Below are 13,180 nucleotides of genomic sequence, written 5' to 3' on the forward strand. Positions count from 1 at the left end.
TACATGGGGACAAGCCGGCCGATGTCAATCGGATCAGACCTACAGGGCGGATTTCAGTTGTCGGCCAGGGGCAGTGGCAGGCTGGTGCCGAACTTGGCGCGGCGCAGGCTGAAGAAGGAGCGCACATTACGCACATTGGCCTGCTGGCTGAACAGGCGCTGGCTCAAGGCCATGAAGGCCGGCATGTCGGCCACGGTGATGATCAGCACAAAGTCCGGCCCGGGCGAGGTGCGGTAGCACTGCTGCACGGCGCTTTCCTGCACCGCCAGTGCCTCGAAGGCGGACTGGCGCTCTTCGGCCTGCACGTCCAGCGTGACCTCGACAATCGCCGTCAGCCCGGCCCCGGTATGCCGGCGCAGCGCATCGGCCCCGAGCACGGCCACGGTGCGCTCGATCAGGCCGAGCTGCTGCAAACGGCGCACGCGGCGCAGGCAGGTGGGGGGTGTCAGGTGGCAGCGCTCGGCCAGTGCCTGGTTGCTCAGGCTGGCATCCTGCTGCAGCTGCTGGAGAATGCGCCAGTCACTGGCATCGAGTTCCACGCGATCATCCATTTCAATTTACCTGCTATTTTGAAAGATAAATTCACTTCACTGTTTTCATGAAATTATCTTTCATTTTTTGTGAAATTTGAACGATTGTTTTTCCCGCCAACCCCTATCATGGGGGATTGGCGTGCCCACCGGGCCCGCCGCTCAACCTTGGAGAAGAAGAATGTGCGGAATCGTTGCTGGTGTGGGTTCGAACAATGTGGTGCCGGTGCTGGTGCAGGGCTTGCAACGCCTGGAGTACCGCGGCTATGACTCCTGCGGCGTGGCTGTCTGGAATGACGGTCTGAAGCGCGCCCGCAGCACGGCCCGTGTCGCCGAGCTGCTGGAGCAGGTGCAGCAGGATGGCCTGGGCGGCTATACCGGCATCGCGCACACGCGCTGGGCCACGCACGGCGTGCCGGCCACGCACAACGCACACCCGCATTTCAGCTTTGGCCCGCAGGCCGAAGGGGCTGCCGTCGAAGGCAAGGCGCGTATCGCGCTGGTGCACAACGGCATCATCGAAAACCACGAGGAGCTGCGCGCCGAACTGCGTGCCAAGGGCTACCAGTTTGACAGCCAGACCGATACCGAGGTGATTGCCCACCTGATCGATTCCGTCTACGACGGCGACCTGTTCGTGGCGGTGAAGGAAGCGCTGGCGCGCCTGCACGGCGCCTATGCCGTGGCAGTGATCGCGCGTGACGAGCCGAATCGCGTGATTGGTGGCCGCGCCGGTTCGCCGCTGATCCTGGGCCTGGCGGCCGACGGCTCCAACTACCTGGCCAGCGATGCCATGGCACTGGCCGGCGTGACCGACCAGATCGTCTATCTGGAAGAAGGCGACGTGATCGACCTGCAGCCAGGCAAGTACTGGATCGAAAACGCCGGTCAGCGCCTGGAAGCAGCCGACCGTCCGGTAAAGACGGTGCACGCGCACAGCGGTGCCGCCGAACTCGGCCCCTACCGCCACTACATGCAGAAGGAAATCTTCGAGCAGCCGCGTGCGTTGGCCGATACGCTGGAAGGCATCGAGGCCTTTGCGCCGACGCTGTTCGGTGACGAAGCCGCCAACGTGTTCCGTGACATCGAGCGCGTGCTGATCCTGTCCTGTGGCACCAGCTATTACAGCGGCTGCACCGCCAAATACTGGCTGGAAGCCATCGCCGGCGTGCCCTGCGATGTGGAAATTGCCAGCGAGTACCGCTACCGCACCAGCGTGCCCCATCCGAAGACGCTGGTGGTCACCATCAGCCAGAGCGGCGAAACCGCCGACACCCTGGCCGCGTTGCGTCACGCCAAGTCGCTGGGCATGACGCAAACCCTGACGATCTGCAACGTGGCAACCAGCGCCATGGTGCGCGAGTGCAAGCTGCACTACATCACGCGCGCCGGCGTGGAGATTGGCGTGGCCTCGACCAAGGCATTCACCACCCAGCTGGCGGCACTGTTCCTGCTGACGCAGGTGATTGGCCAGATCAAGGGCACGATCCCCGCCGCCAAGCAGGAAGAATACCTGCAGCGCATGCGTCACCTGCCGGTGGCCATCCAGTCGGTGCTGGCGCTGGAGCCGCAGGTGATCCAGTGGTCGGAAGACTTTGCCAGCAAGGACAACGCGATTTTCCTCGGTCGTGGCATGCACTACCCGATTGCGCTGGAAGGTGCGCTCAAGCTGAAGGAAATCAGCTACATCCACGCCGAGGCCTACCCCGCCGGCGAACTCAAGCACGGCCCGCTGGCACTGATCACCGATGCCATGCCGGTGGTGGTGGTTGCCCCGAATGACGAGCTGATCGACAAGCTCAAGAGCAATATGCAGGAAGTGCGTGCCCGTGGCGGTGTGCTGTATGTGCTGGCCGATGCCGACAGCCAGATCCGCAGCGAGGAAGGCATGCACGTGATCCGCATGCCCGAGCACTACGGCAGCCTGAGCCCGATCCTGCACGTGCTGCCGTTGCAGCTGCTGGCCTACCACACGGCCGTGGCCAAGGGCACGGACGTGGACAAGCCGCGCAACCTGGCCAAGAGCGTGACGGTGGAATAAGCCACCAGCGCTGACGCGGGCCGGGCATGCACACGCCCTGCCCCTGTCAGCCCGCTCCATCTTTGCGTATGATGAGCCCTGCCGCACCAGCCTCATGCTGCGTTGCGGCATTTTCCGTAGCCGAACCCTCCATACCATGACCTCTCTTGCCGCCTACGCAGAAGCCGCCTTCCTCGGCCTGCTGCAGGGACTCACCGAATTCCTGCCGATTTCTTCCAGCGCACACCTGCGCATTGTCGGTCCGCTGCTGCCTTCGGGTGGTGACCCAGGCGCGGCGTTTACCGCCATCACCCAGATCGGCACCGAAGCGGCGGTGCTGATCTATTTCCGCCATGAGCTGTGGGCGATTCTCAAGTCCTGGTGGCAATCGGTGCTGAGCAAGGGCCGGCACATGGATGCCGATGCGCGCATGGGCTGGCTGATCCTGCTGGGTACCCTGCCGATTGCCATTCTGGGCCTGCTGTTCAAGGACGCGATCGAAACCCATTTGCGCAACCTCTACATCACCGCCACCATGCTGATCGTGTTCAGCCTGTTCCTGTGGCTGGCCGACCGCATAGCCAAACAGCGCCAGACGCTGGCCGAACTGAGCTGGCGCGACGGCCTGATCTTCGGTTTTGCGCAGGCCATGGCGCTGATTCCGGGTGTCTCGCGCTCGGGCGGCACCATCACGGCCGGCCTGCTGATGGGCTACACGCGGGAAGCGGCGGCGCGCTATTCCTTTCTGCTGGCGGTCCCGGCGGTGCTGCTGTCCGGCGGCTACCAGCTGCTGCGCAGCTTCCAGGTAGGCAGTCCGATTGCCCCCGGCCCGACGGCACTGGCCACACTGATCGCCTTTGTCACCGGCTATGCGGTGATCGTGGTGTTCCTGAAGTTTGTCTCCAGGAACTCCTACTTTGCCTTTGTGGCCTACCGCATCGTGCTGGGCCTGCTGGTGTTCCTGCTGCTGTACATGGGCGTGCTGACGCCCTGAGGCCAAGCCTGACAGGACAGCCGCATCGGGCTGCCTGTCATCCAGGCTGCTGTCACTCCTGCGCTGCCGGCTCTGCCACGGCTGCTGCCTGCGCATCCACCGCCTGTTCCGCCCGTGCCGCTGCATACGCCGCACGGGCTTCTTCCAGGCTAGCCACCGTACCATCAGCCTGTTCCTCCGTTGCGGCGTCTGCTGCCTCGGAAGCCAGAAGCGCGGCCTGGGCCGCGGTCACGGCTGCTTCGGCAGCCTCCACGGCATCGTCATGAGCGCTGTCACCGTCTTCCGCCCAGGCCACATCATCTGTCTGCGTGCGTGCGCTGACATCGTCATGCATGCTGGCGAGCATGTAGCCCATCAGTGAACCCTTGACCGCCTCGCGCAGGCTGACCGCCTGCTCCGGCTGGATCCTGGCCACCGGCCCGGATGGCACGTCACCGTAGATTCTGCTGCCCATGGTCTTGACCTTCACATAGTCCTCTTCGTCTCCCAGGTGCAGGTCGTAGCGCTTGTCCTCGCGCAGCAGGCGGCCGCGGCGATCCAGCCACAGCCACTGCGTGATGGTGGAATCGTCCAGCGTGCGCGCCACGATCTTGTCGAGGCTGCCAGGCGCGTCCTCGACCGCATCGGCGTGGCTGCCGGATTCCGCGCTGACCGTGGCATCCGGCGTGGCGTTCGGGGCGCTGTCCCCGCTGAGCCTGTCCATTGCCGGAGTGTCAGCCTGCTCCGGGAGCTGCGCTGCAGCTGCGGTTGCCTGCGACGGCTTCTGGAGGTCGCCCCCCATGCCGACCAGCACATCCAGCAGCTGGCCGACCTTTTCACGGTTCCTGTCTTCGCGCACGGTTTGCACGATGCCGTCCCGGTTGTCACGCAGGAAATTGCGGTTCTGCAGCAGCGCGGTACGCAGCGGCACCTGGTAGCGGATCTTGCGATAGGCTCCCGGCACCTGCGGACCGTCTTCCAGCGGCTCGTAGCCGATCGCTCCGGCATCGGCATGTTCCAGCGCATAGCTGCGCTGCTGGCGCAGGATGCCGTACAGCTTCATCGCATCCACCTTCCGGTTCAGCGGCCCCAGACCGATGCGTATCGGCTTGTCACGCGTGACCGGGTTCATCAGCATGCTGATGGCTTCGGCGTCCCAGTACAGCTGGCGATTGCGCACATCCACCAGGAACGGCATGTGGTAGCTCTGGCTGGTGGTGCGGGTGCGGTAATCCATGCCGGACACATGCTCGATACGGCCAGTGCTGCCATCCACCACGGTATCGCCCTGGAACCGGATGTTGCGCAGCATGTGCAGATAGCCGCTGCCCAGGTTGCCCACCACGCCCAGCAGGTCCAGTTCGCGGTTGTCGGCCGCGATTCCGGCCAGCATGTCTTCATCGGCATCTGCATCGCTGCCGTCGGCAGGCTTCTGCTGCGGCTTGGCGATTCTTGTCGCGGGCTCACCCTCACGGGACGCATCGACGGGAGCCTTGCCGGCCATGCCGCGCAAGGCCTCGCGCGCAGCGCCCAGCGCCGTCCCCGCCTCGCCACTGGCCAGGATCTCCTCGCCCTCTGCGCCCATCAGCGATTCGGCCAGCTCCTGCAGCGATTCCGACAGCTCGACATCTTCCAGCCGGACTTCGCTCTGCACCCGGTAGCTGGTCGCCTCCTGCTGCTGGCGCATGCTGGCCCAGGCCGCCGAGGCAGCAGTCGGGTATGTGTCGTAAAAGCTGCTGCAGGCACCCAGCGAGCCGGCCAGGGGGAGCAGGCTCAACAGGCGGGCATGGCGGCGGGCAGGATGGGTGGACATGATGCTGGCTCCAGATGACATATGAAATTGAAAATTGTTGGCGCAGATTATGCAGGCTTCAGGACAGCTCATGACAAGGCATCGCACCGGGCCTGACGGCCAGACCCACAACTCTCCGGGGATTCAGGGGCATGCCACAATCGGGTTTTCTGCCAACGCATCCCTTGTGGACCCTGCCCTGACCGCCATGGACCTTCCTGCCCACCAGCTCAGCATGACCGTGCTGATGACGCCCGATACCGCCAACTTCTCCGGCAATGTGCACGGAGGGCATCTGCTCAAGTTGCTGGACCAGGTGGCTTTTGCCTGCGCCAGCCGCTATGCCGGCCATTATGTGGTAACACTGAGCGTGGACCAGGTGGTATTCCGCCAACCGATCCACGTCGGCGAACTGGTGACGCTGCTGGCTGCCGTCAACTACACCGGCTCGTCCTCCATGGAAATCGGCATCAAGGTGCTGGCCGAAAACATCCGCACCCAGGACAAGCGCCACGTCAACAGCTGCTTCTTCACCATGGTGGCGGTGGACGAGAGCGGCAAGCCGACCGCCGTGCCGCCGCTGCGCCCGTTCACGCCGGAAGAAAAGCGCCGCTACGCCGCCGCCGAGCTGCGCAAGACCATGCGCCGCGAGATGGAGCAGCGTTACGCGGCGATTCGCGAGGAATCCTGATCAGCTCCTGAACACCGGCTTGCGCTTTTCCAGGAAGGCGTCGATGCCTTCGGCGGCATCGTCTTCCATCATGTTGCAGGCCATCGATTCGGCTGCCAGCGCATAGGCATCGGCCAGTGGCAGCTGGCGCTGGCGCTGGAACATGGCCTTGCCGTGGCGGATCGCTGCCGGGCTCTTGGCGCAGATGCTGCTGGTGTACTCGGCAATCGCGGCATCGAGCTGCCCGGCCGGCACCACGCGGTTCACCAGGCCCCAATCCTGCGCCATGGGCGCATCGATGAAGCGGCCCGTCACCAGCATGTCAAAGGCATTCTTCGCGCCCACATTGCGCGACAGCGCCACCGAGGGCGTGGCACAGAACAGGCCGACATTGATGCCCGATACGGCAAAGCGCGCTTCTTCTGCCGCCACCGCCAGATCGCAGGTGGCCACCAGCTGGCAACCGGCTGCGGTGGCCACGCCATGCACGCGCGCAATCACCGGTACCGGCAGCGCCACAATCGACTGCATCAGCGCCGCGCAGCGCGCAAACAGGGTCTGGTAGTAGTCCTTGCGATACTGGCTGCGCATTTCGCGCAGGTCATGGCCGGCACAGAAGGCCTTGCCGCGCGCGGCGATCACCACGCAGCGGATGCTGCTGTCGGCAGCGATATCGGCAAGGGCCTCTTCGAGCGCCCCCATCATCGCTTCGGACAAGGGGTTGAACTGGCGCGGGCGGTTCAGCCACAGGGTGCAGACGCCATCGGCGCGCTCCAGTTGCACATACGGTTCATCGGCGGGGGTAGCGATACTGCTCATGCGGACTCCAGTGACAAAACGCGCTACAGGATACACTGGGACACTCCGGCCCGCCATGGGCTGTTACCCGCAAGACCTGCCTTTTCCCGTCATGACCGCTGCCGTACCCGCCCTTCCCCGCCTGCCTGGTGCCCGCATCTACATGGTGGGTGGTGCCGTGCGCGATACCCTGCTCGGCCTGCCGGTGCAGGACCACGACTGGGTTGTCGTCGGGGCCACGCCGGAGCTGATGGTGGCGCACGGCTTTGTGCCGGTGGGCAAGGATTTTCCGGTGTTCCTGCACCCGGACACGCACGAGGAATACGCGCTGGCGCGCACCGAACGCAAAACCGCGCGCGGCTACAAGGGCTTTGCCATCCATACCGATCCCGGCGTGACCCTGGAAGAAGACCTGGCGCGCCGCGACCTGACCATCAACGCCATCGCCCGGGCCGAAGACGGCAACCTGGCCGATCCGTTCCAGGGCCAGCGCGACCTGCAACAGCGCGTGCTGCGCCATGTGACCGATGCCTTTGGCGAGGATCCGGTACGCATTCTGCGCCTGGCGCGCTTTGCCGCACGCTTCAGCGATTTCCACACCGCCCCGGAAACGCTGGCACTGATGCAGCAGATGGTGGAGGACGGCGAGGCCGATCACCTGGTGGCGGAGCGCGTCTGGCAGGAAATCAGCCGCGGCCTGCTGGAGCAGCGCCCGTCGCGCATGCTGCAGGAACTGCGTGCCAGCGGTGCACTGCAGCGCATCCTGCCCGAAGTGGCGGCCCTGTACGGTGTGCCGCAGCGCGCCGAATACCACCCGGAAATCGATACCGGCGTGCATCTGGAAATGGTGCTGGACATGGCGGCCCGGCTGCAGACGCCGCTGACCGTGCGCTTTGCCTGCCTGTGTCACGACCTGGGCAAGGCCACCACGCCGGCGGATGTGCTGCCACGCCATATCGGCCACGAGCAGCGCAGCGTGCAACTGCTGCGCGGGCTGTGCGAACGCCTGCGCGTGCCGGTCGCCTGCCGCGAGCTGGCCGAAGTGGTGGCCCGCGAGCACGGCAACATCCACCAGAGCCTGGAGTTTTCACCGGTAGCCACGGTGCGTCTGCTGGAGCGCTGCGACGCGCTGCGCCAGCCGGAACGCTTTGCCGAGGTGCTGCTGGCCTGCGCATGCGATGCCCGCGGTCGGCTCGGTTTTGCCGAACGCCCCTACCCGCAGGCGGCACGCCTGCAGGCTGCGCTGGACCGGCTGCGCACGCTGGACGAAGGCGCCATCGCACGCCAGCTGCAGCAACAGTGGCAGACCCCGGATGGGACGCGTCCGGCCAACCCCGGGGAACAGATCCGCCAGGCCATCCACGCCGCGCGCGTGCAGTTGCTGCAGGACGCTGACGGGCAGGCCTGACAAGGCTGTTGCGGACACCGACGCAGGCGTGCCTCGTCCAGCTCCGGCACGCAGCAGGCTGCCGGACATCTTGTGCTGCCGCCCATGGTCCGGATCAGGGTACGCTACACTAGCAATGTAGGTAGCATTTCCATGCCGGTTCCGGAATCCCGTTTAGCCCTTTTCTCTCATGCCCCACTTTCTGGTTGTAGAAGACGACACCATTCTCCTGGACGCCCTGACCAGCAAGCTCAGCCAATGCGGCTACCAGGTCAGCACTGCCACCACCGGGCTGGAAGCGCAGAAGCTGCTCCAGGAGCACAAGTTCGATGGCCTGGTGCTGGATCTGGGGCTGCCGCTGCTGGACGGCATGGAGCTGCTGCGCTGGTTGCGCCAGCGTGACGAAACCCTGCCGGTGATGGTGCTGACCGCCCGTATCAATATCGAGGACCGGGTAGCCGGCTTGCGCGCCGGAGCCGATGACTACCTGATCAAGCCCTTTGCCATGGCCGAACTCAAGGCCCGCATCGAGGCCCTGCTGCGCCGCTCCAACCTGCAGGCGCCTGTTGCCGTGCTGGCCCCGCAGGACAGCAGCGCACCGCCGGTGCTGCGCCTGGACCCGGTCGGACGCAGCGCCTGGCTGCAGGATCAGGAGCTTGAGCTGGCCCCGCGTGAATGGACGCTGCTGCGCCTGCTGACCGAACATTTCGGCAATGCCATCAGCCGCGCCCAGATCATTGCCGCCTGGGAACAGGACGCCGATGCGGCCGCCAACCTGATGCAAACCAACACGCCCGAGGTCTATATCCACCGTCTGCGCAAGAAGCTGGAGCATTCGCCGGTGACCATCCGCACGGTACGCGGACTGGGATACATGCTGCGCAACCGCTAAGGGCAGCCAGGGGGCGGCATGGGGGCGCTGACACAGAAAACCATCCGCGGCTCGCTGCTGCGCTGGCTGCTGATACCGGCCTGGGTGCTGGGCGGGCTGGGACTGCTGGCCAGCCTGCTGATGCACAACCTGACGCACCGCAACCACCTGGTGGAGCACGCCCATGATGAGCTGTGCCGCATCGGACGCATGTACCAGCCCGATGCCCCGCTGCAGCAATCGCTGTCCCGGATGGAGCTGGCCAGCACCCTGTTTTCCACTGCTACCAGCCATGGCCACCCGCACTTCCGCTTCAACACCCTGCCCACGCTGCTGAGCGTGGGGGGCCCGCCGATCCCGGTGCCGGAGGATGCCTGGCGCTACCAGCAGGATGGCTGCGAAGTGCGCGTGCACACCATCTGGGACCAGGGCAGCCGGCAGCAGGTGACCTCACTGCTGATCACGCCCGAGCGTGCCGGAGACAAGCGCATGCTGGTGCAATCGGTGCACTTTGCCCCCGTCATCAACTGGCGTGTCCGGGACCTGGGACTGCAAATGGCCATTTCCACGGTGGTGGTCGCCATCGTGTTCAGCCTGATCGTGCTGCTGGGCGTGCGCCGTGGCCTGCAGCCGCTGGCGAATCTGGTCACCGCCATCCGCCAGCTGGACAGCAGCAAGCCCGGCCCTATTCATGTGGACAAGCCACCGCGTGAAATCCGCTATCTGGAAGACACGCTGAACCAGCAGTTGCAGCGCATTGGCAACCATGTGCAGCGCGAACGCCAGTTCCTGAACGATGCCGCCCACCAGCTGCGCACGCCGATTGCCGGCATCATGAACCAGGCCGAGCTGGCGCTGGACGACACCGATGCGCAGCAGGTGCGCCAGCGCCTGCAGCACATTCTGCAGGCCGCGGAACGCGGTGCCACGCTGATCCGTCAGCTGCTGATGCTGTCACGCGGCTACGAAAATGGCTCGCTGGGAGCCGTGCCCTTTGACCTGCCCCAACTGGCACGCGAGGTAGCCTTGCAATGGGCCGGCCCGGCTGCCGATGCCGGCATCGAGATCAGTTACGAGGGCGAGGCACAGGGCCTGATGGCCGGCAACCCGGAACTGATCCGGGAGGCACTGGGCAACCTGCTGGACAATGTCATCAAGCACGCCCGCCACGCCACCGAAGCCGTTGTCAGCGTGCATGCCGATTCGCAGCAGGGTCGGTGCATGCTGGTGCTGCAGGTACAGGACAACGGCGAAGGCGTCACGCCGGAGCAGCTGCAGCACCTGTTCGAACGCTTCTGGACCTGCGATGACAACCAGGGCAACGGCATCGGGCTGGCCCTGGTCCGGGAAATCGCACAGGCCCACGAGGGCCGGGTAGAGGCCGTGCTGCGGCAGCCCCGCGGACTGCTGGTGCGCATGGGCCTGCCCACCGCAGTGGCCTGAGCCGGCCGTGACTTACAGCATGCGCAGCCGGTCCCCGCCAGCAAAGCCCTGCGCCGCCCAGGGCTCGCCCTTGCACAGGCCGATAACCTTGAACAGCTCACCCATTTCGTGCTCCATGAGCAGCTTCTGCGCCATGGTGCGGGTGGGCAGGTCAGAGGCTTCCATGCGCTGTGCCAGCCCCAGATTGAGCAGAAACCAGCCCTGGCTGGTGTAACCCAGAATCTCCAGCCCGGCCTGCTGTGCCGCCACCGCCACGCCGGTAAAGTTGACGTGGGCGGTGATGTCCTTGTCTCCCACCGCCAGCAGCGGGTTGTCATCGGCGCGGTGACCCTGGTGGCACATCAGGGTACCGCCGTCGCGCTGCGGATGGTAGTACTCGCGCTCGCCAAAGCCGTAATCGATGAAGAAAGCCGCCCCCTGCTGCAGATGCTGCGCCAGGGTAGCGATGAAGGCTTCGCCCTGCGGATGGATTTCGGTGAGGTAGTCATGGTCACCGGGCACGTCCAGCGGCGGGCGCAGCGCCGTGGGCCGGTCTTCCCAGACCCAATCGCCATCGGCCGTGCAGGCCACGCCACGCTCGTGCCAGACACCGCCCACGCGGTGCAACAGTTGCACCGGCATGGCATCCAGCACCTCGTTGCCCAGCACCACGCCGCGCATCTGCTCCGGCAGCGCATCAGCCCACTGCACGATGCCGCCAAAGCGCGCCAGGCGCTGCTGCTGGCGTGCGCGCAGGCTGCCGGAGACATCGACAATCGTGTAGCGGCGCAGCGCCACGCCCTGCTGCTGCAGGCCGTCCAGCACCTGCTCCGCCAGCGCGCCGCTGCCGGCACCAAACTCCCAGACCTCGTCCGTGCCGGTCGCCTGCAAGGCCTCGGCCACCTGCACCGCCAGCGTCTGGCCAAACAGCGGGCTGAGCTCGGGCGCCGTGACAAAATCGCTGCCGTCCTGCGGCAACTGGCCCAGCTTGCGGCTGCCATGCGCGTAATAGCCCAGCCCCGGCGCGTACAGCGCCAGATGCATGAAACGGTCAAACGGCAGCCAGCCGCCGGCATCGTGCACGGCAGCGCGTATCATGGCAGACAGGGCAGCATCCGGCGCACCGGATGCAGGACGGGAAGACAGCGGAATCGACATGGCAGCAATCTACCATCGAACGCCGCTTCCCTGCCGGCCCCGCAACCGCTTTTTCCCTGATTCACCCGCATGACCCACACGACCGACGCCCGCCGCACCGTGCTGATCACCGGCGGTGCCCGCCGCCTGGGAGCCGTGCTGTGCCAGACCTTTGCCGCCGCCGGCTGGCAGGTGCTGTGCCACTACCAGCACAGCGCTCGCGAAGCCCTCGCCCTGCAGCGGCAGCTGACCGATGCCGGCACACCCATCACGCTGTACCAGGCCGATCTGGCCAATGCCGCCCAGCGCCAGGCCATGATGCAGGCGATTGCCGAACAGCACGGCCCGCTGCAGGCCCTGGTCAACAACGCCTCCATGTTCGATGCCGATGGCGGCCACGATTTCCCGCTTGCACTGGCGCGCCAGCAACTGGAAGTGAATCTGCTCGCGCCGCTGGACCTGACCCGCCAGATGGCGGCCCAGCACCCGGCCGATGCCGTGGCCGCCTGCATCGCCATCCATGTGCTGGACCAGAAGGTCTACAACCTGAATCCGGACTATTTCAGCTACTCGGTCAGCAAGCTGGCGCTGGAACGCGCGGTGGAACTGCAGGCCCAGGCGCTGGCCCCGCGCACCCGCGTCTGCGGCGTGGCACCCGGCCTGATGCTGGTCAGCGGCCCGCAAACCGATGCCAACTTTGCCGCTGCCAGCCGCGCCAACCTGCTGCGCCGCCCGCTGGATCCACAGGATGTGGCCCGGGCCTGTGTCTTCCTGGCCGACAACCCGGCCATCACCGGCAGCACGCTGTGCGTGGATAATGGCCAGCACCTGGTTCCCCTGCCGCGCGACATCATGTTCGTGGTGGATGAACTGCTCCAGCAACACCTGCCTCCCACCCCATGAACACGCCTACCCACTGGAACGAATCCCTGGCCCTGACCTGCCGCCGCCTGTTTCTGCGCGATTACGAGGTGCACATCAACATCGGCGTGCACGATTTTGAAAAGCTCGGCCCGCAGCGCGTGCGCGTGAACGTGGACATGTACGTGCTGTTGAGTGAATCCACGCCAGTGCAGGACAAGGTACATGAGGTCGTCGATTACGACTTCATCCGTCGCACCATTGCCGCCCGCGTCGGCGCCGGCCATATCGAGCTGCAGGAAACCCTGTGTGATGATGTGGCCGACACCCTGCTCACCCACCCCAAGGTGCGGGCAGTGCGGGTGTCGACCGAGAAGCCGGATGTCTATCCGGACTGCGATGCCGTGGGCGTGGAGGTGTTCCGCCTCAAGGACGCCGCACTTCTACCGGGTTGAAGCCGGGCTCGCCGGCCAGATTCGTCACCGGCTCACCGGCACGATGCAGCGCCGCTGTCTGGGCGTGGCATTGCGACACGATGTCGCGCGCACACTCGCCGCAGCAGCCGCACTGGGTGGCCACGCCCAGCTCCAGCTGGATCTCGTCAAAGCTCATGCCGTTGCGTGCATGGCGGGCGATGTCACGGTCGGATACGCGCTGGCAAAGACAAACAATCATGGTCGATTCCGGTTACGGGAAGTGCAGCAGGCGCTGCGATAAAC

General features: G+C 65.5%; 13 protein-coding genes. 8 read left to right on the top strand and 5 right to left on the bottom strand.

Translation table 11 applies throughout. The annotated features are described in order from the left end of the window. Positions 1-53: 53 nt before the first annotated feature. On the bottom strand, positions 54-551 hold the full coding sequence (locus ACI3EV_RS09695; RefSeq protein WP_018716203.1) for an Lrp/AsnC family transcriptional regulator: 498 nt from the start codon (positions 549-551) through the stop codon (positions 54-56). 160 nt (positions 552-711) lie between these two features. Between ACI3EV_RS09695 and glmS the strand changes: the two genes are divergently transcribed. Both glmS and ACI3EV_RS09705 read left to right on the top strand, forming a co-directional pair. After that, positions 712-2,571: a glutamine--fructose-6-phosphate transaminase (isomerizing) gene (glmS, locus tag ACI3EV_RS09700; RefSeq protein ID WP_018716204.1), complete on the top strand. Its 1,860-nt coding sequence runs from the start codon at positions 712-714 to the stop codon at positions 2,569-2,571. Positions 2,572-2,707: 136 nt separating this feature from the next. Continuing rightward, a complete protein-coding gene (locus ACI3EV_RS09705) occupies positions 2,708-3,544 on the top strand; it encodes an undecaprenyl-diphosphate phosphatase (RefSeq protein WP_026320634.1) in 837 nt (278 codons plus the stop codon). Positions 3,545-3,596: 52 nt separating this feature from the next. Here ACI3EV_RS09705 and ACI3EV_RS09710 read toward each other — a convergent pair whose 3' ends face one another. Further along, positions 3,597-5,336: a hypothetical protein gene (locus ACI3EV_RS09710; RefSeq protein WP_337690262.1), complete on the bottom strand. Its 1,740-nt coding sequence runs from the start codon at positions 5,334-5,336 to the stop codon at positions 3,597-3,599. Between the two features lie 187 nt (positions 5,337-5,523). On the opposite strand from ACI3EV_RS09710, the gene ACI3EV_RS09715 reads away from it, so the two are divergent. Further along, positions 5,524-6,006, top strand: coding sequence for an acyl-CoA thioesterase (locus tag ACI3EV_RS09715; RefSeq protein ID WP_018715297.1), 483 nt, complete (start codon positions 5,524-5,526; stop codon positions 6,004-6,006). On the opposite strand, the gene ACI3EV_RS09720 is transcribed toward ACI3EV_RS09715, so the two are convergent. Beyond that, the gene (locus tag ACI3EV_RS09720) at positions 6,007-6,804 is read right to left on the bottom strand and encodes an enoyl-CoA hydratase (protein WP_337690259.1); all 798 of its coding nucleotides are present in this window, start codon (positions 6,802-6,804) and stop codon (positions 6,007-6,009) included. It lies immediately after the preceding gene. Between the two features lie 91 nt (positions 6,805-6,895). On the opposite strand from ACI3EV_RS09720, the gene ACI3EV_RS09725 reads away from it, so the two are divergent. The 3 genes from ACI3EV_RS09725 to ACI3EV_RS09735 all read left to right on the top strand — a co-directional run bounded on the left by ACI3EV_RS09725 (position 6,896) and on the right by ACI3EV_RS09735 (position 10,484). Further along, positions 6,896-8,191 (top strand): multifunctional CCA addition/repair protein, encoded by a 1,296-nt coding sequence (locus ACI3EV_RS09725; RefSeq protein WP_337690257.1) that lies wholly within the window; start codon positions 6,896-6,898, stop codon positions 8,189-8,191. Between the two features lie 169 nt (positions 8,192-8,360). Then, complete coding sequence (locus tag ACI3EV_RS09730; RefSeq protein WP_337690255.1) at positions 8,361-9,062, top strand: response regulator transcription factor; 702 nt, start codon at positions 8,361-8,363, stop codon at positions 9,060-9,062. Between the two features lie 18 nt (positions 9,063-9,080). Next, a complete protein-coding gene (locus tag ACI3EV_RS09735; protein ID WP_337690253.1) occupies positions 9,081-10,484 on the top strand; it encodes a HAMP domain-containing sensor histidine kinase in 1,404 nt (467 codons plus the stop codon). Positions 10,485-10,496: 12 nt separating this feature from the next. Here ACI3EV_RS09735 and ACI3EV_RS09740 read toward each other — a convergent pair whose 3' ends face one another. Continuing rightward, the gene (locus tag ACI3EV_RS09740; RefSeq protein WP_337690251.1) at positions 10,497-11,621 is read right to left on the bottom strand and encodes an SAM-dependent methyltransferase; all 1,125 of its coding nucleotides are present in this window, start codon (positions 11,619-11,621) and stop codon (positions 10,497-10,499) included. Between the two features lie 69 nt (positions 11,622-11,690). Here ACI3EV_RS09740 and ACI3EV_RS09745 point away from each other — a divergent pair, with 69 nt between their 5' ends. Beyond that, on the top strand, positions 11,691-12,503 hold the full coding sequence (locus ACI3EV_RS09745; protein ID WP_337690249.1) for an SDR family oxidoreductase: 813 nt from the start codon (positions 11,691-11,693) through the stop codon (positions 12,501-12,503). Continuing rightward, complete coding sequence (locus ACI3EV_RS09750) at positions 12,500-12,916, top strand: dihydroneopterin aldolase (protein WP_018715304.1); 417 nt, start codon at positions 12,500-12,502, stop codon at positions 12,914-12,916. The genes ACI3EV_RS09745 and ACI3EV_RS09750 overlap by 4 nt, the downstream gene beginning before the upstream one ends. Here ACI3EV_RS09750 and ACI3EV_RS09755 read toward each other — a convergent pair. Next, positions 12,888-13,136 (bottom strand): bacterioferritin-associated ferredoxin, encoded by a 249-nt coding sequence (locus ACI3EV_RS09755; protein WP_018715305.1) that lies wholly within the window; start codon positions 13,134-13,136, stop codon positions 12,888-12,890. The two genes, ACI3EV_RS09750 and ACI3EV_RS09755, sit on opposite strands and share 29 nt — an antisense overlap. Positions 13,137-13,180: the final 44 nt, after the last annotated feature.

This window comes from Allobrachymonas wangyanguii (assembly GCF_045055315.1).
Lineage (GTDB): Bacteria > Pseudomonadota > Gammaproteobacteria > Burkholderiales > Burkholderiaceae_C > Brachymonas > Brachymonas wangyanguii.